The 26,761-nt window shown below is 39.8% G+C and carries 21 protein-coding genes, 15 tRNA genes and 1 pseudogene; 19 read left to right on the forward strand and 18 right to left on the reverse strand.

Annotated features, from left to right (window positions below; translation table 11 throughout):
• Positions 1 to 4 precede the first annotated feature (4 nt).
• The 4 genes and pseudogenes from nth to AAGD16_RS09555 all read left to right on the forward strand — a co-directional run.
• Positions 5 to 637 carry an endonuclease III gene (nth, locus tag AAGD16_RS09540; RefSeq protein WP_096038568.1) on the forward strand — a complete coding sequence of 211 codons (633 nt, stop codon included), beginning with the start codon at positions 5 to 7 and terminating at the stop codon, positions 635 to 637.
• 236 nt (positions 638 to 873) lie between these two features.
• Positions 874 to 1,581: an AraC family transcriptional regulator gene (locus AAGD16_RS09545; RefSeq protein ID WP_016900424.1), complete on the forward strand. Its 708-nt coding sequence runs from the start codon at positions 874 to 876 to the stop codon at positions 1,579 to 1,581.
• A 134-nt stretch (positions 1,582 to 1,715) separates the two neighbouring features.
• Positions 1,716 to 2,585, forward strand: a complete 870-nt coding sequence (locus AAGD16_RS09550; RefSeq protein ID WP_096038569.1) for a DMT family transporter — start codon at positions 1,716 to 1,718, stop codon at positions 2,583 to 2,585.
• Positions 2,586 to 2,708: 123 nt separating this feature from the next.
• A pseudogene (locus AAGD16_RS09555) lies at positions 2,709 to 2,957 on the forward strand (endonuclease III); the annotation flags it as partial.
• A gap of 204 nt (positions 2,958 to 3,161) precedes the next feature.
• Here the strand turns inward: AAGD16_RS09555 and AAGD16_RS09560 are convergent.
• The gene (locus AAGD16_RS09560) at positions 3,162 to 3,716 is read right to left on the reverse strand and encodes a TetR/AcrR family transcriptional regulator (RefSeq protein WP_028834979.1); all 555 of its coding nucleotides are present in this window, start codon (positions 3,714 to 3,716) and stop codon (positions 3,162 to 3,164) included.
• Positions 3,717 to 3,805: 89 nt separating this feature from the next.
• Between AAGD16_RS09560 and AAGD16_RS09565 the strand changes: the two genes are divergently transcribed.
• From AAGD16_RS09565 to gloA, 4 genes are all read left to right on the forward strand, one after another.
• Positions 3,806 to 4,879: a DUF418 domain-containing protein gene (locus AAGD16_RS09565; protein WP_377111404.1), complete on the forward strand. Its 1,074-nt coding sequence runs from the start codon at positions 3,806 to 3,808 to the stop codon at positions 4,877 to 4,879.
• 557 nt (positions 4,880 to 5,436) lie between these two features.
• Positions 5,437 to 7,347 (forward strand): aminotransferase class V-fold PLP-dependent enzyme, encoded by a 1,911-nt coding sequence (locus tag AAGD16_RS09570; protein ID WP_013465293.1) that lies wholly within the window; start codon positions 5,437 to 5,439, stop codon positions 7,345 to 7,347.
• Positions 7,348 to 7,466: 119 nt separating this feature from the next.
• Complete coding sequence (locus AAGD16_RS09575; protein WP_377111407.1) at positions 7,467 to 8,498, forward strand: serine hydrolase domain-containing protein; 1,032 nt, start codon at positions 7,467 to 7,469, stop codon at positions 8,496 to 8,498.
• Positions 8,499 to 8,552: 54 nt separating this feature from the next.
• A complete protein-coding gene (gene gloA / locus AAGD16_RS09580) occupies positions 8,553 to 8,954 on the forward strand; it encodes a lactoylglutathione lyase (protein ID WP_024602990.1) in 402 nt (133 codons plus the stop codon).
• A gap of 90 nt (positions 8,955 to 9,044) precedes the next feature.
• Here gloA and AAGD16_RS09585 read toward each other — a convergent pair whose 3' ends face one another.
• The 9 genes from AAGD16_RS09585 to AAGD16_RS09625 all read right to left on the reverse strand — a co-directional run bounded on the left by AAGD16_RS09585 (position 9,045) and on the right by AAGD16_RS09625 (position 10,966).
• On the reverse strand, positions 9,045 to 9,311 hold the full coding sequence (locus AAGD16_RS09585; protein WP_024602991.1) for a DksA/TraR family C4-type zinc finger protein: 267 nt from the start codon (positions 9,309 to 9,311) through the stop codon (positions 9,045 to 9,047).
• Between the two features lie 316 nt (positions 9,312 to 9,627).
• Positions 9,628 to 9,703: transfer RNA gene (locus AAGD16_RS09590), tRNA-Glu, on the reverse strand.
• A gap of 93 nt (positions 9,704 to 9,796) precedes the next feature.
• Positions 9,797 to 9,872 (reverse strand) — tRNA-Glu (locus AAGD16_RS09595).
• Between the two features lie 93 nt (positions 9,873 to 9,965).
• Positions 9,966 to 10,041 (reverse strand) — tRNA-Glu (locus tag AAGD16_RS09600).
• A 93-nt stretch (positions 10,042 to 10,134) separates the two neighbouring features.
• Positions 10,135 to 10,210: transfer RNA gene (locus AAGD16_RS09605), tRNA-Glu, on the reverse strand.
• Between the two features lie 180 nt (positions 10,211 to 10,390).
• Positions 10,391 to 10,466: transfer RNA gene (locus AAGD16_RS09610), tRNA-Glu, on the reverse strand.
• 93 nt (positions 10,467 to 10,559) lie between these two features.
• A tRNA-Glu gene (locus tag AAGD16_RS09615) sits at positions 10,560 to 10,635 on the reverse strand.
• A 143-nt stretch (positions 10,636 to 10,778) separates the two neighbouring features.
• Positions 10,779 to 10,854, reverse strand: a tRNA-Glu gene (locus tag AAGD16_RS09620).
• Positions 10,855 to 10,890: 36 nt separating this feature from the next.
• Positions 10,891 to 10,966: transfer RNA gene (locus AAGD16_RS09625), tRNA-Ala, on the reverse strand.
• Between the two features lie 663 nt (positions 10,967 to 11,629).
• Here AAGD16_RS09625 and AAGD16_RS09630 point away from each other — a divergent pair.
• From AAGD16_RS09630 to AAGD16_RS09665, 8 genes are all read left to right on the forward strand, one after another.
• Positions 11,630 to 11,705, forward strand: a tRNA-Val gene (locus tag AAGD16_RS09630).
• 148 nt (positions 11,706 to 11,853) lie between these two features.
• A tRNA-Val gene (locus AAGD16_RS09635) sits at positions 11,854 to 11,929 on the forward strand.
• 170 nt (positions 11,930 to 12,099) lie between these two features.
• Positions 12,100 to 12,175 (forward strand) — tRNA-Val (locus tag AAGD16_RS09640).
• 170 nt (positions 12,176 to 12,345) lie between these two features.
• A tRNA-Val gene (locus tag AAGD16_RS09645) sits at positions 12,346 to 12,421 on the forward strand.
• Between the two features lie 50 nt (positions 12,422 to 12,471).
• Positions 12,472 to 12,547, forward strand: a tRNA-Val gene (locus tag AAGD16_RS09650).
• A 35-nt stretch (positions 12,548 to 12,582) separates the two neighbouring features.
• Positions 12,583 to 12,658: transfer RNA gene (locus AAGD16_RS09655), tRNA-Val, on the forward strand.
• A 50-nt stretch (positions 12,659 to 12,708) separates the two neighbouring features.
• Positions 12,709 to 12,784 (forward strand) — tRNA-Val (locus AAGD16_RS09660).
• 407 nt (positions 12,785 to 13,191) lie between these two features.
• On the forward strand, positions 13,192 to 14,823 hold the full coding sequence (locus AAGD16_RS09665; protein WP_036954016.1) for a response regulator: 1,632 nt from the start codon (positions 13,192 to 13,194) through the stop codon (positions 14,821 to 14,823).
• A 357-nt stretch (positions 14,824 to 15,180) separates the two neighbouring features.
• On the opposite strand, the gene msrB is transcribed toward AAGD16_RS09665, so the two are convergent.
• The 8 genes from msrB to AAGD16_RS09705 form a co-directional block, all read right to left on the reverse strand.
• A complete protein-coding gene (gene msrB / locus AAGD16_RS09670; RefSeq protein WP_013465299.1) occupies positions 15,181 to 15,621 on the reverse strand; it encodes a peptide-methionine (R)-S-oxide reductase MsrB in 441 nt (146 codons plus the stop codon).
• Positions 15,622 to 15,716: 95 nt separating this feature from the next.
• The gene (locus AAGD16_RS09675; RefSeq protein ID WP_013465300.1) at positions 15,717 to 16,157 is read right to left on the reverse strand and encodes a hypothetical protein; all 441 of its coding nucleotides are present in this window, start codon (positions 16,155 to 16,157) and stop codon (positions 15,717 to 15,719) included.
• A 6-nt stretch (positions 16,158 to 16,163) separates the two neighbouring features.
• A complete protein-coding gene (locus AAGD16_RS09680) occupies positions 16,164 to 16,664 on the reverse strand; it encodes a DUF2919 domain-containing protein (RefSeq protein WP_024602644.1) in 501 nt (166 codons plus the stop codon).
• Positions 16,661 to 17,005 carry a DUF3392 family protein gene (locus AAGD16_RS09685; protein WP_013465302.1) on the reverse strand — a complete coding sequence of 115 codons (345 nt, stop codon included), beginning with the start codon at positions 17,003 to 17,005 and terminating at the stop codon, positions 16,661 to 16,663. Before AAGD16_RS09685 ends, AAGD16_RS09680 begins: the two co-directional genes overlap by 4 nt.
• Complete coding sequence (gene ligA / locus AAGD16_RS09690; RefSeq protein ID WP_377111415.1) at positions 16,998 to 19,019, reverse strand: NAD-dependent DNA ligase LigA; 2,022 nt, start codon at positions 19,017 to 19,019, stop codon at positions 16,998 to 17,000. Before ligA ends, AAGD16_RS09685 begins: the two co-directional genes overlap by 8 nt.
• A gap of 79 nt (positions 19,020 to 19,098) precedes the next feature.
• Positions 19,099 to 19,845, reverse strand: coding sequence for a cell division protein ZipA (gene zipA / locus AAGD16_RS09695; protein ID WP_024602645.1), 747 nt, complete (start codon positions 19,843 to 19,845; stop codon positions 19,099 to 19,101).
• A 73-nt stretch (positions 19,846 to 19,918) separates the two neighbouring features.
• The gene (locus tag AAGD16_RS09700) at positions 19,919 to 23,320 is read right to left on the reverse strand and encodes a chromosome segregation SMC family protein (protein ID WP_013465305.1); all 3,402 of its coding nucleotides are present in this window, start codon (positions 23,318 to 23,320) and stop codon (positions 19,919 to 19,921) included.
• A gap of 68 nt (positions 23,321 to 23,388) precedes the next feature.
• Complete coding sequence (locus AAGD16_RS09705) at positions 23,389 to 24,120, reverse strand: RNA methyltransferase (RefSeq protein ID WP_013465306.1); 732 nt, start codon at positions 24,118 to 24,120, stop codon at positions 23,389 to 23,391.
• Positions 24,121 to 24,292: 172 nt separating this feature from the next.
• Here AAGD16_RS09705 and AAGD16_RS09710 point away from each other — a divergent pair, with 172 nt between their 5' ends.
• From AAGD16_RS09710 to AAGD16_RS09720, 3 genes are read left to right on the forward strand one after another with little or no spacing between them, the layout of a single operon-like run.
• On the forward strand, positions 24,293 to 25,381 hold the full coding sequence (locus AAGD16_RS09710) for a YjgN family protein (protein ID WP_377111421.1): 1,089 nt from the start codon (positions 24,293 to 24,295) through the stop codon (positions 25,379 to 25,381).
• Positions 25,381 to 26,421: a M48 family metallopeptidase gene (locus AAGD16_RS09715; RefSeq protein ID WP_064662927.1), complete on the forward strand. Its 1,041-nt coding sequence runs from the start codon at positions 25,381 to 25,383 to the stop codon at positions 26,419 to 26,421. The genes AAGD16_RS09710 and AAGD16_RS09715 overlap by 1 nt, the downstream gene beginning before the upstream one ends.
• Positions 26,418 to 26,711: a hypothetical protein gene (locus AAGD16_RS09720; RefSeq protein ID WP_013465309.1), complete on the forward strand. Its 294-nt coding sequence runs from the start codon at positions 26,418 to 26,420 to the stop codon at positions 26,709 to 26,711. Before AAGD16_RS09715 ends, AAGD16_RS09720 begins: the two co-directional genes overlap by 4 nt.
• Positions 26,712 to 26,761: the final 50 nt, after the last annotated feature.

Here is a 26,761-nt window from a genome sequence, read left to right on the forward strand (position 1 = left end):
TTACATGAATAAAGAAAAACGTCACCAAATACTCACGCGCTTACGCGACGACAACCCACATCCTGAAACGGAGCTTGAATACTCAAGCCCGTTTGAGTTACTAGTTGCCGTTACGCTCTCTGCACAAGCCACCGATGTTGGGGTAAATAAAGCCACCCGAAAACTCTTTCCAGTGGCAAACACACCGCAAGCTATTTTAGATATTGGCCACGACACACTGCGTGATTATATAAAAACCATCGGGTTGTTTAATTCCAAAGCTGCGAACGTATACAAAATGTGCCAAATATTGGTAGATCAGCATAACGGTGAAGTGCCAGAGAATCGTGAAGCCCTAGAAGCCCTTCCTGGCGTTGGCCGTAAAACTGCTAACGTAGTATTAAATACAGCCTTCGGCTGGCCGACAATTGCAGTTGATACGCATATTTTCCGTGTATCAAACCGTACTAAACTTGCTATGGGTAAAGACGTGGTTGCGGTTGAGCAAAAGCTCGAAAAGGTGATCCCTAAAGAATTTAAAGTCGATGTACACCACTGGCTGATACTGCATGGTCGTTATGTTTGTACAGCCCGCAAACCAAAATGCGGCAGTTGTATAATTGAAGATTTGTGTGAGTTTAAAGATAAGACTGAGTAATGTTTAGACTGCTTTGATACGATAACGGACATTAGCATCAATAGTTTTCAGAGATATTTTTAGTATCCATTAAACGTAGAGCTATCATCATCTTGACAGTCAACTAAGCCGCCACATTGATCATATAAACTTTAATTAAAAACACCAGTAGAAACTAAGACTTCACTTTAGAATTCATTACTCTAAGATATATAACCCTAATCATAATGAAATAAGGCAATACGTTTTCTATTATTATGAAAAATCTATTATCCATCCGCTCCTATAGCACAAAGCCAGTTCGTCACTCACATCAATTTAATCAGTTGGTTCTACCTTTACGTGGTGTCATAAATATATGTGTTGGTGATTTCAATGGAAAAGTTGCACCAAGTGAATGTGTTGTAGTTAAAGCCAACGAAGAGCACCTGTTCACTGCAAACACTGAAGCTAGGTTTGTAGTCGTAGATATGAAAAATCTTCCGCTAAATATTTCATCTTCACAATGTATTGTTTTTGCAATTAACTCATCTCTTAGAAGTTACTTAACTTTTATCGAAAACCAACTAGAAAACAAAGTTAATGCTCAATTAGAACAGGCGATGTTCGAAATGTTCAGCTTACTGCTGGCAGAGCAAACTTTATTACCAAAGGTAGATAGTCGCATTGGTACAGCAATATCCTTCATAGAGCAAAATATTGCAGAGCAGCTTCAAATTAAATGTTTAGCTGAATCTGCTTTCCTGAGTGAAACACAGTTTAAGAAACTATTTAAAATACAAACAGGTATGACCGTGATGAAGTACGTAACAAAACTTCGAATGGAAAAAGCCCAAGCATTACTTACGCATACAGATTATCCGTTACCAATTATTGGTGAAAAAGTAGGTTATAAAGAACCCTCAGCCTTTAGCCGAAAGTTTTCACAATACTTTGGTCTATCACCAACTAAATTCAAAAAGTAAACTTAGTCGGAATTGTTAACTATTGCGTCTTAATTGTTAAAAACACCCTACATAATTAGCATACTATTTCTATATTGAAGTTATTATAAATAAGTCTCATTGTGGAAAATCATCACGGAAGTTTTAAAGGTGTAATGGCGATTATTGTTGCTAGTTTCTTGTGGGGGACAACTGGTACTGCTGCAAGCTACTCCCCAGATGTAAGCTCTTTGGCTATTGGTGCATTCTCTATGGGGATAGGAGGAGTGTTACTTGTAATCACAGCTCGAAAAAAGCTACTTATAGATTATAAGCTGATGCTCGAACAGCCTAAAATATTTCTCTTAGGTGTCGCTTCTGTCGCTATTTACCCATTAGCATTCTATACCTCAATGCGCTTATCAGGTGTTGCCATTGGTACTGTAGTATCTATAGCCACTGCACCTTTTTTTGCTGGAATCCTTGAACGTCTTATTAGCAAAAAGGACATTTCATTGCAATGGATGTTGAGCTTTGTCATTGGTGCTATAGGTATTGCTCTGTTAACTTTAGGTAAAGACCAGAGTAATAATAATGCTTACAGTATCAATCAACAGGGTTTGGGGATTATTTTAGGTTGTATTGCTGGTTTAACTTATGCAGGTTATTCATGGGCGGCAAGGTGTTTAATTGAAAGTGGCGTTCACTCAACATCGTCCATGTCTGGGCTATTCGGTTGTGCTGCACTATTGTTACTTCCTTCATTATGGTTTACGGGTGATAACTTATTTTCAAGTTCATCTAATGCTTTCGTATCTTTATATATGGCAATAATTCCAATGTTTTTAGGATATTTATTATTTGGTTTTGGCTTGAATTATATAGATGCAAGTAAAGCGACATTAATCACCTTAATTGAACCATTAGTTGCAACTGTTTTAGCTATAGTCATTATTGGGGAAAAATTTAAAGTAATAGGTTGGGCAGGCGTAGCTTTAGTATCACTATGCCTATTGATGCAAACAATCAAACCTCAAAAAAACTAAGGTTAGCCGTCAAAACAATGTAGATATATAGCCCTAAATATGCTCCTGAATTTGCTAAGGCTTAATGTCAGCATATGGCTAAAAGCAGTCCATAGGTTTTCCTTTTGCTATCTACCTTAATTATCTTTTGGCTGGCCGACTATCGCGGTAGACACGCATATTTTTCGTGTATCTAACCGTACCAAGCTTGCCATGGGTAAAGACGTGGTAGCGGTTGAGCAAAAGCTCGAAAAAGTGATCCCCAAAGAATTTAAAGTAGACGTGCACCACTGGCTCATTTTACATGGACGTTATACCTGTGTGGCGCGAAAGCCAAAGTGTGGCAGCTGTATTATTGAAGATTTATGTGAGTTTAAAGATAAGACTGAATAGCTCCCACCTGTTAAGATACGAAAGCGTACCTTAGCTTTGGCTTACCCAGTGTCATGTTGCGACATCGCTGGCTTAAGTTGTGTCGATTTCCACCCAAAAAAGAACAGATAGGTAGCAAACTGATCTTTTAAATAAATTAACCACAAGATGTGCTTAGTAACTGTCTTCAGTAAATTAATGTTACATCTATATTCTTGCAGGGGGTTATGAAGCAACCCCACTCTTGAACGATAAAAAAGCTAAATGTGCTGCCTTACCTGAACTGTAATTATCTAGATGACTCATCTTGTAACCTGCGTACAATAAACCTTCAAAAAAATAAAAACCCCAATCAACACAGAAGTGCTTACTTAATAACCCCTCATCTTTCGCAAGTTTTATCAATTCTCGTATCTCGTTATCTTGCTGTTGTATACGAACTTGAAGCTTTTCACTTTTCTGAAACATCTTCTCGAATTTTTGCAAAAAAGCGAATTCCTCGTATAACGGCAAAGTATTTTCGAATACAAGCCTAATAGCATCCAATGAGTCTTTAGCTTTATTTTCAACGGACATATTTACTTCATCAAAGCGGTCTAAACAATATAACGCAATCTCTTCTTGAAGCGCTTCCTTATGCTTAAATTGGCGGTACACCGTTGCTCTACCAACTTCAGCCCTTTTAGCCACGTCAACTAGCGTTGAGTCCTCGTTTTGAATAAACAGTTTTAACCCCGATTGAATAATTTTTTTTCTCGAATTATTTGTTCTTGCATCCATTTTATGAGACAGCCTTGTATCATCTATTAAGTTCCATTATGATACAGCAATGTCTCAAAAGTTAAAAATGAATTCTGTGGAGCAAGAGAGTGAATAGACTAATCGGTATTGACTTTGCAAGAGCGTTAGCGCTCTTTGGTATGGTTATTGTCAACTTTAAATTAGCCATGAACGCCGATATTGGCACACCACAATTAATAGAGTTTGCGGCTCTATTCGAAGGTCGGGCTTCGGCTTTGTTTGTTATATTAGCGGGTTTAGGTATTGCGTTTTTAACTAAAAAATGTGTTACCAGTGAATCACTTGAACACATCAAGCAAGTAAGAACCTCTTTGATAAAAAGGTCTGTTTTACTACTTTTGATTGGCTTGGCTTTTACACCTATTTGGGAAGCCGACATCTTGAAATTCTATGCATTCTATTTTTTGATAGCTGCATTATTATTTACTCTTAGCAGCAAGAAACTGCTCAGTGCATCTATCGGTTTTGTTTTTGCATTTCCATTAATGTGGCTATTCTTTGATTACGAAAAAGGATGGGATTGGCTTGAGCTTAGTTATTCTGGTTTTTGGACAACTGAAGGAGTGATTAGACACCTTTTCTTTAATGGTTATCACCCAGTTTTACCATGGTGTGGTTTCTTGTTATTTGGCATATGGTTGGGTAAACAAGATTTATCCAATGCTAATGTAAGGAAGTCTTTGTTTACATGGTCTTTAAGTATTTTACTTATTGTAGAAGCAAGCTTCTATATGCTGAGAATGTGGGCAGGAGATGACCCGTCTATTGGCATGTCAAAAGATGAAATTGAGTTTTTGTTAACCACGTCAATAATACCGCCGTTGCCACAATATATGTTTTCAGCTGCAAGCTCTGCCGTTCTTGTTTTGCTGGTTTCTCTAAAACTAGCAAGTGTATTTCCTACCAACCGGTTAATTGAGTGGCTAAGCAAAACTGGGCAGTTAACGTTAACTCTGTATGTAGCACATGTCATTATTGGCATGGGAATTCTTGAGGCAACTGGCTTACTCGTTAATCAAACCATAGACTTGTCAATATTTGCGGCATTGGTCTTTTGCATAATTAGCGTAATTTTCAGTGTGTTTTGGCTCAAGTATTTTAAACACGGGCCTTTAGAATGGATTTTTAAAAAATGCACTTAGTAGGCCAAAACATTGTTTTAAAAAACTAAAACTATTGAGACTGTTAGCTGTTTAATTAGGGTAAATAATGCTATGTCGATAATAACAGTCAGGAAGTTAATAAAAGCATCCTATAGGTATTACCTTTTGCATCTACTTTTATTATCTTTCGGCTGGCCGACTCAAACCTTGATAAGTTTGCTATGGGTAAGAACGTTGTTGAAGTAGAAAAGAAGCGCGAAAAAGTAGTACCTTAAGAGTTTAAAGATAAAGCAGAATAGATCCGTAAATAAAAAACGTTCATTTAGCACGATTGTTAATACTAAACCTCAATTATCAGGCTTATAAGAATAAGCTCAATGATTAATTCGTATTCCAGTGTTACTTTTTTGTTTATTCAAAGTAGGTGTCTAACTTTGGCACCTTTCATTTTTCATACCTTGTAAATCAATTCAAATAAAATCTGTTTATTCGTGATTTGGCGTAATTATTGGAACATTTTCAAAGTATTAATTTCACAAGCGTCAATCCTTTAGTTATGCTGTTGAGCATTATGAAATTTTATTACGAGAATTCCTATGCTACCAATACTTCGTATCTTGTTAATTGAGCAAGATCCAGTCACCTTACAAGAGCTTTCAACGAATCTATCGAAGACCATTGTCAATTTTGAGCGAGATGATATTCATATCGATATTATTGAGCGTCTTGAGCTAAAACAAGCGTTGGACATTGTAGAGGAAGATGGTGATATTCAGGCTGTAGTGCTTAGCTGGGATTTGCAAAATAAGGTTGGCGAACGCACTTATAGTCGCTTTATCGAGCAGTTAAAAGGGATCCGCCTTGAGCTGCCTGTTTATGTTATTGGCGATGATACGAAGGGGCTAGAAATCGTTAATGAGTCGGAGGAGATTGAGTCTTTCTTTTTTAAAGATGAGGTAATTTCTGATCCTGAAGCAATTTTAGGCTATATGATCAACGATTTCGATGACCGCTCAGAAACCCCATTTTGGACTGCGTATCGCCGTTATGTTGGCGAAGCAAACGATTCTTGGCATACACCAGGTCACAGTGGCGGCTCGAGCTTTAGAAATTCTCCTTATATTAAAGATTTTTATCAGTTTTATGGTCGTAATGTGTTCGTGGGCGATCTGTCGGTTTCTGTTGATTCGTTAGGTTCATTGTCAGATAGCACCAATACCATTGGCCGTGCGCAAGAGTCAGCAGCGGCGACGTTTGAAGTCAAGCATACCTATTTCGTTACCAATGGGTCGTCTACCTCAAATAAAATCATCTTGCAGACATTGCTGCGTAAGGGCGATAAAGTGATCATCGACCGCAATTGTCATAAATCTGTGCACTATGGCATTTTGCAATCAGCGAGTTTACCTGTTTATTTGTCGAGTATTTTAAATCCTAAATATGGCATTTTTGCGCCGCCGTCGTTGGCCGATATAAAACAAGCGATAGAACAAAATACCGATGCAAAATTGCTGGTTCTCACCGGTTGTACTTACGATGGCCTACTGAGCGATCTGAAACAGGTGGTCGATTTTGCCCATCAACATGGTATTAAAGTATTTATTGACGAGGCATGGTTTGCTTACTCGCTGTTTCATCCAAGCCTACGATACTATTCCGCCATTCATGCTGGCGCTGACTACGTCACTCATTCGGCACATAAAGTGGTATCGGCGTTTTCTCAAGCGTCTTATATTCATGTTAACGACCCTGATTTCGATGCTGATTTCTTTCGTGAGATTTACAGTATTTACGCCAGTACATCGCCAAAATATCAGCTTATCGCGTCGCTTGATGTGTGCCAAAAGCAATTAGAGATGGAAGGCTATAAGTTACTCAATGCTTTGTTGAACCATGTGGAAGAATTTAAACAACAGATGGCTTCACTCAAACAAATTAAAGTACTAGGTAAGCAAGACTTTATGGAAATATTTCCGCACTTCAGTGGTGATAACATGGGTCACGATCCGCTAAAAATTCTCATCGACATAAGCGAATTACCTTATTCGTTAAAGGATATTCATAAATACCTGCTGGATGAAATTGGCTTAGAAATAGAAAAATACACCCACAGTACCATTTTGGTATTACTCACCCTTGGCGGTACGCGCTCAAAAATAATTCGTCTTTACAATGCGCTCAAAAAACTCGACAGCGGTAAAGTGAAATTGTCAAAATCGACGCGACGATCTCGCTTGCCTGAAAACCTACCCGCTATAGACCTTGCGTGTATTCCAAGTGATGCTTTTTATGGCGAGCGCGAATCAGTGCCTATCGGTAAAAGTAACAACCGTATTTGTGCCGGTTTAGTTACCCCCTATCCGCCAGGTATTCCGCTTTTGGTGCCTGGCCAGCATATTACTGAGGAACACATAGAGTACCTTAAAGAGCTAGCAGGACAAGGTTTGACGATTCAAGGGAGTTTTGATGGTGAAATCTATGTTCTTAAGGGCAAAGTTAATAAGTAAAGATATACTTTAATACAGTCGAACTCCTCATAACTAAACAGCAATATCACATGATATTGCTGTTTAGTAGAGTAAAAAGCTGATCCTCACACTCCAAAAATAAATGAAGCCAGAATGCAATGATACAATTGAAGAACAAAAAAGCGCTTACACTTCTGCGGATTGCAGCTCTCATTGTTACTCTTACTAGCATATACATTTTTGCCCCTTGGCAGTTTGCTTTATATTACTTTCACCCACTGCCCGCTAACGTTCAAGCACAAACACAAGAGGCTATTGAAGAAGGAGTCGATGGCATTATTGTGTATATTCATAAACAAGGACAGCAACCTGAATATTTTGCAAATGGTTGGCATAATAGAGAGCACAAAATACCCGCTTACCCTAGTGCACTTTTTAAAATTGGCAGCATTCGAAAGTTATATGATGCAGCAGCTTTAACTAAACTTTCAGCCGCTGGACGTATTGATGTAGATAAAACACTGGCTGATTATCTTCCATCATTAATTGGACGCATTGAAAACGCAGATAAAATAACACTACGAATGATGGTAAAACACAAAAGTGGCATACCCAATTACACAGACACTGATAATTTCGATTGGTCAATCACCTACCCTGACCCACTTGCATTAGTACTCGATAAACCCGCTGATTTTAGCCCTGATGCTGACTATGGCTATTCTAATACCAATTATTTGTTGCTGCGAAAAATTATGTCTAACGTGCTGGGTTATGATCATAACCAATATATTAAAGATGAAATTTTAACGCCACTGGGCCTAACGCATACGTTTTCATCTGTACATGAAATCAATTTAGTAGATTTGATGAGTGGTTACTACGTAGGTTATGAGAATGATTTTAAAGCACTCGATCAAGGCTATGTGGCAACCGCACAAGATGTAGGCGACTTTATTTTTGCTTTAAACAAAGGCACTTTTTTCGACGAACAAGAGCAAGCTTTGTATGCATCACTTTATAAGTATGAACACACAGGTTGGGTATTAGGGTATTCAAGCATTGCTCGTTATTATAAAGATATCGATACAGTCGTTGTGCAGTTTATAAATACTAATGGCGATGATACTGTGATGCTCACAGAAATAATTTATAATCGGATTATTGATATTTTAACTGCGCAGCAATAGTATTTAAAACTAGCTGCGTTATAAAAATTTATATGAATTTTAAAGAGGATTTAAATGCGTTTACTACACACCATGTTACGGGTTGCAGATCTAGATAAATCAATTGCGTTTTATACTCAAGTACTTGGTATGAAAGAGTTACGCCGTGCTGATAACGAAGAGTACCGCTATACCCTCGCCTTTGTAGGCTACGGTGATGAAACTGACACAACAGTGCTTGAACTGACCTATAACTGGGATACCGACAGCTATGATTTAGGCAATGCCTATGGTCATATCGCGATTGAGTTTGATGATATCTATAAAGCCTGTGCTGATATCAAGGCCGCTGGCGGTAACGTAAGCCGTGAACCAGGTCCAGTAAAGGGTGGCACAACAGAAATAGCGTTTGTAAAAGATCCAGATGGCTACTCAATTGAACTTATTCAGAAAAAAGAAAATATGAATAAATTTTAGTAAATATATTTAATAGGTTTACTAAGCGGCTTTTTAATTATTTAAGCTTAACTCTGATACAATTTTAAAAAAGGTGCTATATGCACCTTTTTATCGTAATTGACTATCTTTACTGCCACGCCGATTAAGCCCTTTAGAAAGTGCGCCTTTACCTTCTAGTTCAACTTGGCAGCTTACACAATACTTAACACCTGGTAACGCAAGTCTTCGTGCCTGTGGTATTGGTTCATCACATTCTTCACATAGCTCGGCACTGGCTCCAGAAACTAAGTTACTTCTAGCATATTGCACAGCATCATTAACGCTGGCGTCGATTTGATCTTGAATTGCACCATCGCGTGCCCATCCACTTGCCATATAACCTCCTATTTATTTGGACGTTTATATGTAACCTAACATAGGTGAAGTTTATTTAAGCTGAATATAAGAAAGGGAAAGATGCTAATAAAATTTAGGAGTTATTATATAAAATATTTAATTTTGAGATTTTAACTTCACTGAATAATTCTGAGGTAATAATAGAAATGCAGATAAATTGATTTTAGATATTTTTAGTAAAAGCTGTCTTACTAATAAATAGTAGGTGGCGTATCAAGAGATTTTCACTCTTTTTAAAGTTGCGGATAGAGAGTGCGCTGTCACACTGCTGTATATATTACTTAAAGTAAGTAAGTGGCGTCCCCAAGGGGATTCGAACCCCTGTTACCGCCGTGAAAGGGCGGTGTCCTAGGCCTCTAGACGATGGGGACACAGAATATGTGTCACTAGGACAACTGAATGGTTTGACTCGTTTCAGGCGAGCTGCTCAATAACACTGCACTTCCCTATTTAAAATAGGTAAGTGGCGTCCCCAAGGGGATTCGAACCCCTGTTACCGCCGTGAAAGGGCGGTGTCCTAGGCCTCTAGACGATGGGGACACAGAATATGTGTCACTAGGACAACTGAATGGTTTGACTCGTTTCAGGCGAGCTGCTCAATAACACTGCACTTCCCTATTTAAAATAGGTAAGTGGCGTCCCCAAGGGGATTCGAACCCCTGTTACCGCCGTGAAAGGGCGGTGTCCTAGGCCTCTAGACGATGGGGACACAGAATATGTGTCACTAGGACAACTGAATGGTTTGACTCGTTTCAGGCGAGCTGCTCAATAACACTTCACTTCCCTATTTAAAACAAGTAAGTGGCGTCCCCAAGGGGATTCGAACCCCTGTTACCGCCGTGAAAGGGCGGTGTCCTAGGCCTCTAGACGATGGGGACGCAGAAATTGATTTGCAAATCACTGATTTGCTATTTCTGCGTAAGATGAGCCGAGCCTGCGAGGCGAATGGCATTATCTTCTCAGAAACATTTTCTGTGTCACTAGGACAACTGAATGGTTTGACTCGTTTCAGGCGAGCTGCTCAATAACACTGCACTTCCCTATTTAAAATAGGTAAGTGGCGTCCCCAAGGGGATTCGAACCCCTGTTACCGCCGTGAAAGGGCGGTGTCCTAGGCCTCTAGACGATGGGGACACAGAATATGTGTCACTAGGACAACTGAATGGTTTGACTCGTTTCAGGCGAGCTGCTTAATAACACTGCACTTCCCTATTTAAAATAGGTAAGTGGCGTCCCCAAGGGGATTCGAACCCCTGTTACCGCCGTGAAAGGGCGGTGTCCTAGGCCTCTAGACGATGGGGACACAGAATATGTGTCACTAGGACAATCGATTAGTTTTACTCACATCCTGAGCTTTAAGGTAATGGCGTATAGTACAAATAAAGACTCGAGCTTTATGTGTTACGCTATTTTCTCGGTAAAACCGCCTTTAACTAAAAAGTTAAGTGGCGTCCCCAAGGGGATTCGAACCCCTGTTACCGCCGTGAAAGGGCGGTGTCCTAGGCCTCTAGACGATGGGGACACAGAAAACTGTTACCCTAGGACAAACACTAAAAATTGGTGGAGCTATGCGGGATCGAACCGCAGACCTCTTCGCTGCCAGCGAAGCGCTCTCCCAGCTGAGCTATAGCCCCAACTTATTCAATACGCTCGGTGATAATCACGTCGTGTATCGCTTAGTGCGGGGCGCATTCTATGCACCCCCCAAAATAAAGTCAACAGTTTTTTATGCGACATTATTTAAATGGTTTAAATTTCAACAAACTGGCTATCATACGTGCTAAAAAACAGATTTTCATACTAATTTAGATGTCATGTTGCGCTTTACGTTGTTGTACTCGCCACATGTATACGACTAAGTACCCTATTCAACCGATAATATGAGTTTGAATATGATTTAAAGGGTATACATTTATATGCAAATTAGCTTGGTGCTGTTTTACTACTAAAAAAGCGCTGTTCATTGGCATGTTAAACTTTAAGTAACTTTTTATTATCCGCTAATTTGTATCACGCAATACAATTATTGAAAGTTAGCCTTTTATTACATAAATATTTTATTGTTTATCCGACCACTAATGACATCTATTTAGTCTACGCCGCCGACTTTAAATAAACATTAAGCTTAACAATTGTTCGTTTAATATTAGTTTGTTGATAAAGTGAACACCGTTCGCACTGTATTGTTTATAAAAGCTTCACTCAGCACATTTTTATCATTCAAGTGTTGACACATTTGCAACTCTATCTATAATAGCGCCCCACAACAACGCAGCAATGTGGTGTTGTTTAGATGCGGGTGATTAGCTCAGTTGGGAGAGCATCGCCCTTACAAGGCGAGGGTCACTGGTTCAAGTCCAGTATCACCCACCACATTTTAATGTGTCGTATCTAAGATTCTATATGGGCGTTAGCTCAGTTAGAAAAAAGAGAGCTCACCGTTATTTACAAGTAACGGCAAGGTTCACTGGTTAAAGTCCAGTACTACTAAAATTTAATAGTAGCGTTTGAATTTATATGTGGGTGATTAGCTCAGTTGGGAGAGCATCGCCCTTACAAGGCGAGGGTCACTGGTTCAAGTCCAGTATCACCCACCACATATAAAACCTATTGTTATATTAATAGTGATATGTATTAAAATTGTAATATGGGTCGTTAGCTCAGTTACAAGAAATGAGAGCATCACCGCTATTTACAAGTAACGGCGAAGTTCACTGGTTAAAGTCCAGTACTATTTATTTTAATAGTAGCGTTTTAATTTATATGTGGGTGATTAGCTCAGTTGGGAGAGCATCGCCCTTACAAGGCGAGGGTCACTGGTTCAAGTCCAGTATCACCCACCACATATAAAATCTATTATTATGTTAATAGTGATTTGTATTAAAATTGTAATATGGGTCGTTAGCTCAGTTACAAGAAATGAGAGCATTACCGCTATTTACAAGTAACGGCGAAGTTCACTGGTTAAAGTCCAGTACTATTTATTTTAATAGTAGCGTTTTAATTTATATGTGGGTGATTAGCTCAGTTGGGAGAGCATCGCCCTTACAAGGCGAGGGTCACTGGTTCAAGTCCAGTATCACCCACCACATATAAAATCTATTATTATGTTAATAGTCATGTTTTAAAGTTGTAATATGGGTCGTTAGCTCAGTTGGGAGAGCATCGCCCTTACAAGGCGAGGGTCACTGGTTCAAGTCCAGTACGACCCACCATTCTTTGAATGGTGCATATTACAAGATATCTAAATGGGTGATTAGCTCAGTTGGGAGAGCATCGCCCTTACAAGGCGAGGGTCACTGGTTCAAGTCCAGTATCACCCACCACATATAAAATCTATTATTATGTTAATAGTCATGTTTTAAAGTTGTAATATGGGTCGTTAGCTCAGTTGGGAGAGCATCGCCCTTACAAGGCGAGGGTCACTGGTTCAAGTCCAGTACGACCCACCATTCTTTGAATGGTGCATATTACAAAAATCTAAATTCTCCAGTATCACCTTCCATTTTAATATTCATTATCCTTCACTCCTTTAGTTCATGTTCAGTATTAATTGCCATTTAGAAATTCGTTATCAAGCAATTCTTCGGTTTCAAAAAAAATCAGTATTACCAATCACATGCCAAAAACCTATCTTCCGAGTTTTATTATCTCCAAAATCATTTTGTTTAAACTTATTTTATTACGCGTGCTATCCATTTACTTTAAATGGGTTTTTAGCTCTTTTAAGATAAAAATATAAACCTTTAGAATTAATTTGCTTAATAAGCTCTCATCTTCGAAGCGAATCTTTAAATTACCTTGTAAGCGTCTAAACTGTTGATTATAGTCTGTGTTAAATTCAATTACGCTTAAGCCAATGTCTAAAAATATTTTTAATGAAGCAAAAATACTGATTGTAGAGGAGCAGCCACTTGCTCAAAGCTACATGAAACAGTCGCTCGAAAAAATTGGCTTTGGACATATGCGTTTTGCAGATCATGCTCTAGCGGCAAAAGAACAATGCTTACATGAAGAATTTGACTTGGTAATTTGCTCTTTTAATCTAAGCAAACGCCAAGATGGCTACCAGCTTTATGAAGAATTACGCGCTAAAGCATTAATAAAACACTCTACTGGGTTTATTTTTACATCTGCGGAAACTAGCGGAGAGTTAGTTCACAGTGTGTTAGAACTTCAACCCGATGACTTTTTAGTAAAACCTTTCTCTGTACAAGAGCTAAGAGTGCGCATAGAGCGTATTCTCAAACGCAAAAGCGACTTAAAAGCTATATACACTTTAATTGATGACGATAACCAGTCTAAAGCATTAAAACAAATTAATGCTCAGCTTGATAAAAGTAATAAATACAGCCCTATTCTGCTTAGATTAAAAGGTAATATTTTACTGGCGCTAAAACAAAACCAAGAAGCGAAAGACTTTTTTAAATCAGTTTTGAATATTCAAAAATTTGCATGGGCAAAAGTAGGATTAGTAGAAGCCTTAATTGCTAACAATGAGCATATTTTGGCTCAACGCATGCTCAAAACTATGCTTGAACGTAATGAAACACGACTAGTTGCATTAGACTTATTAGGCCGTTTAGAAATAAAACTAAACCAGTTTGAGTTAGCTCAAGAGTTTTTAAGTCAAGCGGCCCATATTGCTCCACGTAATATAGACCGTCAAAAGTCACTGAACAGCGTATCGCTCATTAATAGAGATTATGAAACCAGCTACTTAACTCAAAAGGATATTGCCACTTTTGCTAAGTACTCTATGCATGATAGCCCAGACATTTATTTAAATGCCGCTCGTGCTGGGATTGATTTTGCACTAACCACAGATCAAACTGACCAAATAAACAGAATCTCCCGTCAAACAAATAAATATATTAATGAGCTAAAAACACAATTCCCAACCAGTAATGCACAAACTCAAATCGATGTGCTCAATGCACGCCTTTATTATTTAAAAGATGAACATAAAAAAGCGAAACAGTTGATTGAACAACTTGATGACAGCGATACTCAAATACGTTCAGTCGATGGTGCCCTAGATAAAGCAAAAGCATTACATGAATTAGGTTTTCATCAGAAGGCGCAAGCGCTATTTAGCCAAATTATTGATCATTGCGAACGCCACCCAAGTAGGAGCGACGCGACGTACTTGCGTTATATACAGCAACAGCAAAGTGAAAGACGTGATATTAAAATGGGGCCGAAGGAACTTAACAATCATGCAGTTAAACAGTTTGAGCGTGGCCAGTTAAATGTTGCTTTAGAGGCATTCAGTCAAGCCTTTAGGGTCATGCCACACAACCCAAGTATTGCGCTTAACTTATTACAGTGTTTAGTGGATAAATCAAAAAAACAGGGGGGCTCTTTCAATAGTCTATTGGCTCAAAAGTGCTTTAAACTATTAAAAAAATCACCCTTAGCAGAAGAGCAATCAGAGCGGTTCGATAAACTACTTCAGATTGCTAAAGAAATGAAACTAGAGATTAGCTAGGGCCTGTTGACATTTGCGGATTAAAATTTGTTCAAGCAAGGGACGATTTAATCGCAGCGTGAGGTTTGTAACCTAGTGGGCTCGATAACTGCTCCTGCGTTATTCTACTGGCTTACATCCATGTAAGAATAAGTAAAAGCCGAGCAAAGCTTCCGCGTCCTGCTCACGCCCCTTACCTACATCCATGTAGGCAACAAAGAGTTAATCGTCCTTTGGCAGAACCCTTTGGGCAGCGCCTGTTTGGAATTGATGCTACGTTATCGCCCATTTATGGGGAATAACCACACCACATAGGCTCTGCCTTGCCTAAATACCAAACAGACTGCTGCAAATTTAACCTTGGAAGGCCAACAGGCCCTAGAGCTTTTTCATTGCCAGTGCGTTTACACAGTAGCGCAAGCCGGAAGGAAGTGGGCCATCAGGGAAAATATGCCCTAAGTGCGCATCACACACATTACAAACAACTTCAACTCGCTCCATGCCATGGCTGTTATCCATTACATACCCTATCGCATCAACCGTTGCAGGTTGTGTAAATGAAGGCCATCCTGTGCCACTATCAAACTTTTCATCCGCATCAAACAGTAGGTTGTCACAACACACACATACGTACTTTCCCGGTTCTAATAGTGTGCAACTAGTTGAACTATTTGGTCGCTCTGTGCCTTTTTTACGGGTCACGTAATATTGCTCTTCGTTTAACAGTTCACGCCATTGCTGTTCTGTTTTAACTACTTTTTGAACCGGTGTCGGATTGCCATGGTTGGCAAAATTAACAATATCGTTCCATTTTAACATAACAACCTCATTGCGTTATAAATTTGCTTCATACTGAGCCAAAAGCATTGGCTGACAGCCTATCATTACGTCCGTGGCTAATACCACGATCAACGCTATTTAAACACTATACGGTGCTTCTCTGTTGCTGTAAGTATACAGCTTATATAAGCGTGTAATTGAGCTTGACTACCAGGAATACTCACGCTTAATTGCCTGTCATTATTACTATGCACTATTAGCTCATCGTCTTTTATCTCTATTGACTCAATATTGCTGATGACTAACCAATGCGGGCCATTCTTTTTATCAAACAACCCGGTTAAACTAAAAACAAACAAATGCTGTGCATCACGCTGAATAAAGTTACGCAGCGGGTTACGCATTTTAAATAACGGCGTTAACCGGTAACAGCACGAACAAAATACCACTATCCACAATAGCAATATCCCTTTAAACCAAATATGTTCGCCTAATGATAAAAAATAGCCAACGCAGATAATAATCAGCCCTATAAAGGCCACTACTTGCGCTATTTTTTTATTAATAGTGTGCATAATCTCTTACTTTTTATCGGTTGCTTTTTCTGTCGGCTCAGGCCAATCACTAAAAAAAACACTTAAATAACGACTTTTTGCCAAATACCACAATACCCACAATACAATCACCATTTGTATGGCTAAAAACAGTGAAAAGCGATAATGACTATGGGCCGCCTGGATACTTAACCACGACAAGTCTATTAGCGCGCAAGCAATAAGCGGCCAACGCATGTATCGCCAAATACGCGCTAACCGTTTCGTAGCTTGATGCGAGTCTCTGGGTCTGCGTAAACAAAACAAAATAGTGGGTACAATTGCCACGGCACCAATTGCTATGGCAATAAAAAAATCATTTTTTGATTTAAAAAACAATGACATTAGATCAAGTTCAGGACGACGGCTCAGCGCGGCAATCACCCAAATAAAATAGGCCCGCAGTAACACTAAAATACTCAAATGAAACGCTATTGGCGTACGATAGCTACCATATTTATCCCAGTATTCAGGTCCATAACGGCTCACAACTGGTTTTTCCTATCGGCAATAGTGCCCAAAATAAAAAATGCAGCTAATAATGTGAGCCCTAACCACTTAGTACCAAAAAACAGTAAGGCTTTAGTTAGCAGTGGGCTTAACCACACCACTAATAAACCAAACCCAAACGCGGTGATCAACACAAAACATGCCACCCTTATAATAAAGTGACGCCTAGCTACCACGCCTTTGGTGAGCTTTAAAATATCATCCGCATAAAGCGACACTAAGCACACCATCAAAAGCAATGATAAATGCGGTAAATAGCCTTGTAGCCACTGGCCTAGGTCAATTAACAAGGTATTAAGTATATTTGTAAAACTAGCCATTATGAGTCTCTAACAAAGTAATTAAATCATCCTCTGTCAGTATTTCTATACCGAGTTCTTGCGCTTTAGTTAGTTTAGAGCCGGCTTTTTCGCCCGCCACTAGCGCATCAGTTTTGGCTGAAACACTGCCAGATACCTTGGCACCTAATTGTTGTAAGCGCGCTTTCGCATCATTGCGATTAAGCGTATTAAGCGTCCCAGTTAGCACATAAGTTAAACCCGCTAGCGGTTGTTCTTGCTCTGATGGCGCTGTTAACTGTGGCCAGTTAATGCCTTGGGCTATTAATTCGTTCACCACGGTTAAATTATGCTCTTCAGTAAAAAAGCCACGCACGTGCTTTGCCACTATTTCACCTACATCGCTTACTTCAATCAGCTGTTCAATGCTGGCATCGATTACGTTTTCAAGCGTTAAAAAATGATTAGCTAAGTTTTGCGCGGTTGCCTCACCGACTTCACGGATACCCAGTGAATATAAAAACTTTGCTAAGGTAGTCGTTTTTGCATCATCAAGTGCGGCAACTAAGTTTTTTGCTGATTTTGGCCCCATTCGTTCAAGTGATTCAAAATGTCCCTGCTTTAAAATAAATAAATCAGCCGGGGTTTTGATCAGCTCTCGGTCAACTAATTGATCAACAATTTTGTCGCCTAAGCCGTCAATATCTAATGCCTTACGCGATGCAAAATGCTTAATCGCTTGTTTACGTTGTGCTTGGCATACTAAGCCAGCGGTACAACGTGCAACGGCTTCACCTTCAACCCGTTCAATATGCGAGTCACAAATGGGGCACATAGTTGGAAAGACAATTTCTTTTGCATCGCTTGGGCGTTGCTCAAGTACCACTTGAGTAATTTGCGGGATAACATCCCCTGCGCGGCGAATAATCACGGTGTCGCCCACTTTAACGCCTAAACGAGCTATTTCGTCGGCATTATGCAGCGTTGCATTTGATACCGTAACACCCCCAACAAATACTGGTTCTAGTCTTGCTACGGGTGTAATTGCCCCTGTACGCCCTACTTGAAATTCAACATCTAATAATTGCGTTATTTCTTCTTGCGCCGGAAATTTATAAGCGATTGCCCAACGCGGTGCACGAGCTACAAAGCCTAAGCGCTCTTGTAAGGCTTTTTTATTTACCTTTATTACCACGCCATCTATTTCGTACTTTAGCTCGCTACGACGCGTTAAAATATCATTGTAATAGGCAAGCGCAGCCTTTGGGCCTTCAACTAATTTGGTTTCTGGACACAGCGGTAATCCCCAATCGGTAAGCTTAGCAAGTTGCTGGTAGTGATCTTCAGGTAAGGTGCCATCGGCAACTAATCCGGTGCTGTAGGCATAAAACATCAATGGGCGTTTTGCGGTAATTTTTGAGTCGAGCTGGCGTAAACTTCCTGCCGCCGCATTACGTGGATTAACAAAGACTTTATCGCCACGTTTTTCTGCCTCTGCATTTAATTTTTCAAAGCCCGCGCTATCCATAAATACCTCACCGCGCACTTCAAGTTCACGAGGGTAATCATCACCGCGCAATTTTAATGGCACATTACGGATTGTTTTTACATTTTGAGTAATATTTTCGCCAGTAAAACCATCGCCACGGGTCGCCGCTTGAACCAGTACTCCATCGCGATAAATAATCGATACCGCTAAACCATCCAGTTTAGGCTCACAGCAAAATGTAAGCTCTTCAGTGCTCATTAAGCGCTCTTTAATACGACGATTAAAACCGCTAAATTCATCCTCACCAAAGGCGTTATCAAGCGATAACATAGGCACTTGGTGCGCTACTTGCTCAAACTTGGCAAGCGCCGCTCCTCCAACTTTTTGAGTGGGTGAATCGGCTGTTAAAAACTCAGGGTGCTGGGTTTCTAATTCACTTAGTGTCCGTAACAAGCGGTCATATTCGGCATCAGGTATGCTGGGTGTATCAAGCACATAATAACTATAATTGTGTTGCTCAAGCGTGGTACGAAGATGATTAATTTGCTCACTAATGCTGCTTGTCATGTAGACCTCAAAAAACATAAAAAAAGCCACTTTGACGAGTGAACGCCCAGTGGCTTACAAAATTTAACTTATGCGTATGTTACGCAGAAAATGCGCGAACCTGTTCAACATATTGACGAATACGCTCTACCGTCATTACATTTCGCTCTGCATCTAAAATATCGGCACCAAATTCATCCGCTATTTTTTTAGCGGCGCTGTGCAGCATGTTAAACGCGGCTAAACCGTCGCCATCGCATGGCAGAGTCATAAATAAGCTCACCCCAGCGGTGCTAAATTGTTCCATATTATCAATATCGAACGTGCCTGGGTTATACATATTCACCAGCCTAAATAACACCGGCCCTTGGCCTGCTGGGTCTAGGTGGCGATTAAAAAAGCCTTCTTCTGAATATTTAAAACCTAGCATGTTAACAGCAGGCAGTAATTTACTGCCTTGCATAGTGAGCCCTTCTGGCATTTGAATATGCACAATGACAAAGTCTGCAACGTCTTTAGGGGCATCTTGTTGTGTGTCTGCGGCCTCTTCTGTTACCACTTCAAGGTCATCCTCGATAGGTGTATTTACTGGGCTTTCGTCTATCTGTGGTTCATCAGCGCTGAAGTTTAACTCACTCATTTGTGGCTCTTCTCGTTGCGCTAACGTTGGCTCTTGTGGCTCAGTATGTACAGATGAAGGCTGCTGTTCTTGAACAGGCTCGACTCGCTCATTTGCAGGGAGTTCAGCATTCTCTTTTTTTCTTACTGACCACAAACCGTGTATTAATAAGCCACCAATGACAAATACACTGATCACAATTAAAACCCATCTTAATTCTTCGGCCATCCCCTCACCTTTTATTATTAATATGCCTAACAGCCATCATTTTACCTAAAATAACCAGCAAATGACTATAAAATTATGCATGTGCAAGTTGCACCGCTTGTTCAATATCCACAGCAACCATGCGCGAAACGCCGGGCTCTGCCATGGTTACACCCGTTAATCTACCCGCCATTTCCATTGCAATTTTATTATGACTAATATAAATAAACTGCACAGATTGTGACATTTCTTCAACCAAACGGCAAAAACGAACCACATTGGCATCATCTAATGGAGCATCTACCTCGTCCAGCATACAGAATGGAGCTGGATTGAGCCTGAATATAGAAAACACCAATGATAATGCGCTCAGCGCTTTTTCTCCACCACTTAACAAATGAATTGTCGAATTTTTTTTACCTGGTGGCCTTGCCATTATACTAACACCACTTTCGAGTAAATCGTCACTGGTTAATTCTAAGTAAGCACTGCCGCCGCCAAACACTTTGGGGAAAAGCTGGCCAAAATCGTGATTTACCTGATCAAACGTAGACTTAAAGCGCGTTTTTGTTTCACGATCTATTTTATGAATAGCGCCTTCTAAAGCTGTTAATGCTTGGGTTAAATCGTCCAGCTGATTATTTAAATAATCACTTCTTTGCTTCGCTTGTTCAAATTCATCAATGGCTGCAAGGTTAACAGCTCCTAATTGCTCTAGCTGATTACTTACTCCAGCAAGTTGATTTTGCGCCGCATTTAATGACAACTCTGCAGGAAGCTCTGCTAATACCTGTTTTAAATTTTGATTAAGCTCACTAAGTGGCTCTAGTACCGCTTGCGCTTTTATTAGTAAGCTTTGCTCTTCAATACTCAGTTTTTGATGCTGCTCTTGCAATGCCACCAGCTCAGTCTGTGAACTTTTTAAACTCGCTTGTTTGTTTTGTAATTCTTGTTTTGCTTGAGCTAACTGCTGCTGGGTATCCACAAGGGTTTGTTCGCCTTGTTGGTGCTGTACTAATAATTGCTCAATACTCTCTGCAAGCTCTTGCTCAGGAATAAGTAACGCTTCAATCTGCTCTATTATCTCTTGCGCACCCTCTGCAGCAGTTGCAAGCGCCTGTACAGCATGGCTAAGTTTTGTTTGACTGAGCTGCCATTCACTTCGTGCTTTTTGCTCATTAAGGTTTGCCTGATGCGCTAGTGTTTTATATTGTTCAGCATTATTCAAAGCTTGTTTGTAACGCTCATCACTATTTATTCGTGTGCTATCGGCTTGGTTAAGCTCTTCAGCTAAGGCCTGTAACTGCTGTGCAAGCTGTTCATTTTTATCGAGCTCTTCGCTCAATAATTCGCTTAACTGCTGTTGTTGCTCTAGCAGAGGCAGACGCTGTTGTTGTAATTTTGTTAGCTGCTGCAGATGCTGATCAGCTTGCGCTTTAAGCATATCGCCACGCGTTGTTGCTACAGCAAGTTGTTGTGCTAATTGATGAATAGTGTCTTTGCGCTCATTTTGCTGAACAGTTAACAATGCAGCCTGCGTTTTATGTTCTTCAAGCGTGGAGTGTGCGTTCGTCAATGCCTGTTGTTGTTGCTCAAGTAAGGTTTCTTGCTGCTTGAGTTTTTTGTGCATTAATAATAAGGAATTTTCTGCATTTTTATCGCCACTTACATGCCAGTTTCGACCGTGTAATGCCCCTTGCTTATCTATAACCGCAATATAACTATTGTCGTTAAGTGCGCTTATATCGCCGGCTTCATCATAAGCAATATGATTTAATAACTCAGGATACACACCTGTGGTAATAAACGCGGCAATACTGTGCTTAGCTGCAGACTGCGATGCAATTTCCCACGTGCTATTTTCTGCTTTACCTTGTGATATATGAATGTGCTCAAGTGATGACAGCGCCTGCTCGACTAAAAACTCATATCCCGACTGAACAGTTAACTGCTTAAATAAGGTTAAACTTTCATCGCTGCTTTTTTCAAGCCCAAGAGTAGTTTGTAGCCCCGCTATACCGGCTTTTAATTCATTTACTTGCTGAGATAAATGCTGCCAATCTTGCTGTGCATCATCTAGCTGTTGCTGCTGAGTAGTTTGCGCAGTTTGGCCTTTACTGTGAGCCGTTTGCGCTTTCGCTAGCTGCTCAGTCAGGGCTTGTCTGTGCTGTTGTTGCTGAGTTAATAGCTGCTCTATCTCACTGTGTTTTAACTCATCTATTTGCTCATCAAGCTGCGTTAGTTGTTGCTTAACATAACTGCTTTTCTGTTCTGTGTGTTTTACTGCGTTGGTATGCGCTAACTGCTGATTATGCAATTGTTGATAATCTTCTTTTAGCGATTGCCAGTGTGATGTGTCGGCATTTTTAATCTCCAGCAGCCGATTAACCTCATCGCTAAGCTCTATAACCTGCTCGCTACACATTAAGTTATGCTCTACAGCCTGTTGTAAGCTGTCATCTAACTCTTGGCAGAAACTTTGTTGCTGCGTTTTGACTTCTTCACTTTGATTTTTTTGTTGCTCTAACTTGGCTAAATTTTGTTTCAGTGACAGCGTTTGTTGTTGAATGCTAATTTGCTGCTGTTCACTGCGAGTCAATTCTGTATGTGTATGGTGCTGCTGTTGCTGTGCATCATTAAGTTTATCTTGCTGAAATTGTACTTGAGCTTCAAGACTTGCCAGAACATCATCATGGCCTGAATGCGCCGTTTTAAAAAAGCTGATTTGTTCATCCAGTTTTTTTATTTGTGCGCTTTTATCAACTTGTTGCTGATGCAGCTTTTGCCATTTTAATACCGCTATTTGCCCCTTTAAAGTGCGTTCTTGGGTTTTAAATTCGCGATATTTTTTAGCATCAACCGACTGTACTGCAAGTTTATCAAGCTGGTTTTGTAACTCTTGGCGAACATCGAGGAGTCGCTCTAGGTTTTCTCGGGTGCTCTTTATGCGGGTTTGTGTTTCACGGCGGCGCTCTTTGTATTTCGATACGCCTGCCGCTTCTTCTAAAAAAACACGCAGCTCTTGCGGTTTGCTCTCAATTAAACGCGAGATCATGCCTTGTTCTATAATGGCGTAACTACGCGGCCCAAGCCCAGTGCCTAAAAATATATCGGTAATATCACGTTTGCGGCATTTGCTACCATTTAAAAAGTACAGCGATTGGCCATCGCGAGTTACCAAACGCTTAATAGCCACTTGGTTACGATCAGCAAAGGTATTGGGTAATTTACCTTGGGTATTATCAAATATGAGTTCAACAGAAGCTTGTGAGATGGGCTTGCGGTTAGTGGAGCCATTAAAAATAACATCTGTCATGGCATCGCCACGTAAATTTTTAGCTGAGCTTTCACCAAGCACCCATCGCACCGCATCAATCACGTTCGATTTGCCACAGCCATTAGGGCCGACAACACACGTCATTTGATCCGGAAATGGAATTTTAGTGGGCTCTACAAAGGATTTAAAGCCCGCTAATTTTATAGTGCTTAAGCGCATCTGTTTGTTTTACCAATTTTTATTATTTTTGTTAGTTGTTACAATTTAACCTATTTTTAGGCAAAAGGTTAAGCTTGGCGTTTAAAGTTATCTAAAATAATGCCCGTTGCCATTGCCACATTAAGTGATTCAGCGCCACCAAAGGCAGGGATGGTAATTTTATTTGTTACCAGCGCGGCACACTGCTGACGTATACCATGTGACTCGCTGCCCATTAATAACACCCCTTTCCCAGCAAACTGGCAATGATGGACATTCTCGCCCTCTAAAAATGCACCATAAATAGGCACATCCAAAGATGTTAAATAGCTAGGTAAATCAACTTGGCTTACCGATACACGAACAAATGACCCCATAGTGGCACTAATTGTTTTTGGGTTATACGGATCGGCACTGTCGGTGCTGGCAACAATGTGTTTTATGCCGTACCAATCAGCCACGCGAATGATGGTACCTAAATTACCCGGATCAGACACTCCATCTAAGGCCAATATTAAGCTGTTTTCATCGGGTAATGTGGTACTTGGCATATCAACAATGGCAATCGCCGCATTATTACTGACTAAAGTACTTACCTTTGTTAACTGCTCTTCATCTGCTGTAATAAAATGCGTTTGAGGGTATGCGCTTTGGTTATTATCAATAAAGTTTTGCGTTGCAAACACATCGGTTACTTTTAATGGGCTATTTAATAACTCCAGTACATTTTTTTCGCCTTGTACAAGGTATTGATTAAGTTGCTTGCGGTACTTCTTTTGGCCAAGCTGGCGAATTAGTTTAAGTTGGTTTTTTGAAATCATGTCAGCCCCGTTAAATTATCTGCACAGTATACCAGAGGAGACTTAAAGTGCAGCCCTATAAACAGCAAAAGCAATAAAATTAGCCTACTTACAATAAGCTAGCTAATCATAAAGATTGTTTTTATTCTCTAAAAAGGGTAAATTTACAAAAAATTACAAGGACTTTTTTTAAATGGAATCAATACACCCAACTTCATCTGAGTCAAACCAAACACCCTCCTCTATTTTTAGCGGTAAAGTACAATTTAGCGGCAAAAGCGGCGAATTTTTTGGCATATGGAGTGTCAATATACTGCTAAGTATTATTACTTTAGGAATTTATTCTGCATGGGCAAAAGTACGCACCTACCGTTATTTTTACGGTCATACGCGTATCGACGGTCATAGCTTTGACTACCTAGCCACTCCTATACAAATTCTAAAAGGCCGCATTTTAGCGGTAATCGTGTTTTTAATTTACACCATACTAAGCAGCCTCGCACCGGCGATAGGCCTTTTATTTGCTATTGGCTTTTTATTTTTATTGCCGTGGATCATCAACCAAGGTCTGCGTTTTAATATGCGTATGACTCGCCATCGTAATGTGCGCTTTGCTTTTTCAGGTAATTACGGCGATGCATTTATTAACTTTGTTTTATTGCCTATTGCAAGTGTATTCACATTACACCTATTGCTGCCGTATGTATTAAAGCGAATTGATCAATATATGCATGAAAACATCAGCTATGGAAATAAACCACTTACAGTAAATCTTCAGGGCGAACGCTATTATATCGCAGCACTTATTACCCTAGGAGTTGCAATAGGTGGCTTAGTTATTTTTGGCTTCTTTGCTGGTGCAAGTGCCTTAACGATCGATAACTTAAACACACAAAACTTTAGCCTTTCGACAATTGTAGTGCCGCTATTAATTGCTGTGTTGTATGTTGCGTTTTTAACACTGGTAGGCGCTGTTTATCATTCGCTTATTAGAAATCATATTTTTAATAACAGTGAATTTTCAGAAGTCGCTACCTTTGATTCGAACTTAAAAGCCATTGACTATGCCATCTTACTATTTACCAATGTATTGGCAATTATGTTTACCTTAGGACTTGCCTACCCTTGGGCTAAAATACGCAGAGCAAAGCTGTTAGCATCGGTTACTGAAGTCACTATTTATAGCGGTGCGCTTTCGTTGATTGATGTTGCACAAAATGAGCAGTCATCATTTGCTGAAGAAGCTGCTAATGTGTTTGATATTGATATTTCACTCACCTAATGAGTAATTATCCTATTTTTGGCTGTTATTATTACCCTAATAGCAGCCAATATATTAAAAGCTACGCACACCTTTCCCATGAGCAAATAACGCTTGTTGACTCTGAGAATACGACGTTACTTTCATCAACTTTAGACGATTGCCAACTTGATAGTCCGTTACCGGGCATGGCATCAGAGTTAAATTTTGCTGATGGTGGGCGATTTGTTCCTCAAGATGTAGAATTTAGATGGCCATTCGCGCTTAAAAAGCATGGACTAAGTGAACGCTTAGAAAAAAATAAGATTCTTATTGTTGCATCCGTGCTGCTAATTCCCCTATTGCTTTGGTTAATTTTATACCGCTTAATACCATCAGTAGCCGTATATAGCGTTAACTTAGCACCTGCCTCGACAATTGAAACGATGGGAGAGCAAACGCTCAGTGTGATAGAAAAAGTCGCATTAGAACCTTCTCAACTTTCTACTAATAAGCAATCAGAAATACAGCAACAATGGCGTTTAATGCTTAACTCACTCAATTTAGACAGTGCAAAATTTAGACTCTCTTTTTATCAGTCAGATTATTTTTCAGCTAATGCGTTTGCTCTTCCTAATGGGCGGGTTGTTGTGACTGACGAACTTGTTGAGCTATTAAAGAATGAACCTGATGCCCTGCGTGCTATTTTACTTCATGAAATTGGTCATGTTCAGCACCATCACAGCATTCGCCTTGCAGCACAAGCTGCAGCGAGCACCGTTGTATTTGCAGTTATTTTTGGTGATTTAGAAGGGATATTAGAGGTCGTGCTTGGCTCTGGTTCATCTTTTTTACAGCAAGCGTTTTCACGAGATATGGAACAAGAGGCCGATGAATATGCTATTAAAAATCTTTTAAAATTAGGATATTCTAACCACGACTTTGCTGATGCAATTGAAGCACTGGAAAATAATTTAAAAGCACAAGAGGCGACCCTTGATGATACTTGGTTAAAGTATTTATCAACGCACCCAAGCTCTCAAGAGCGAATAGAATATGCGAGGCAATATAAACCACTATGACCCCTGAACTGAATTTATTGTTATTAGTCATCATTATGATAACGCTTGGCTACGGGTTTATTTATCCGCGCTTTGCAGGCAGCAGCTTTAAAAAGGTATCGGTACAAGATTTATTTGCAACAGGCATTACGCTATTAATTGCATCTCGCCTTTATTACAACTCGGGCGTGCAATTTAGCTGGTTACTATTTGAAGTTAATTGGTTTTGGTTTACTTTTTTAACTTACGTAATAATCGAAATTCCGGTGTTTTTTATTTATGCTAAAAAGCACAATATGCAGTTTTCATAGTACTCTTATTTTTATACAAAAAAAGCGCCAAATTGGCGCTTTTTTGAGCT

Source organism: Pseudoalteromonas sp. M58, assembly GCF_042604605.1.
GTDB classification, from domain to species: domain Bacteria; phylum Pseudomonadota; class Gammaproteobacteria; order Enterobacterales; family Alteromonadaceae; genus Pseudoalteromonas; species Pseudoalteromonas tetraodonis.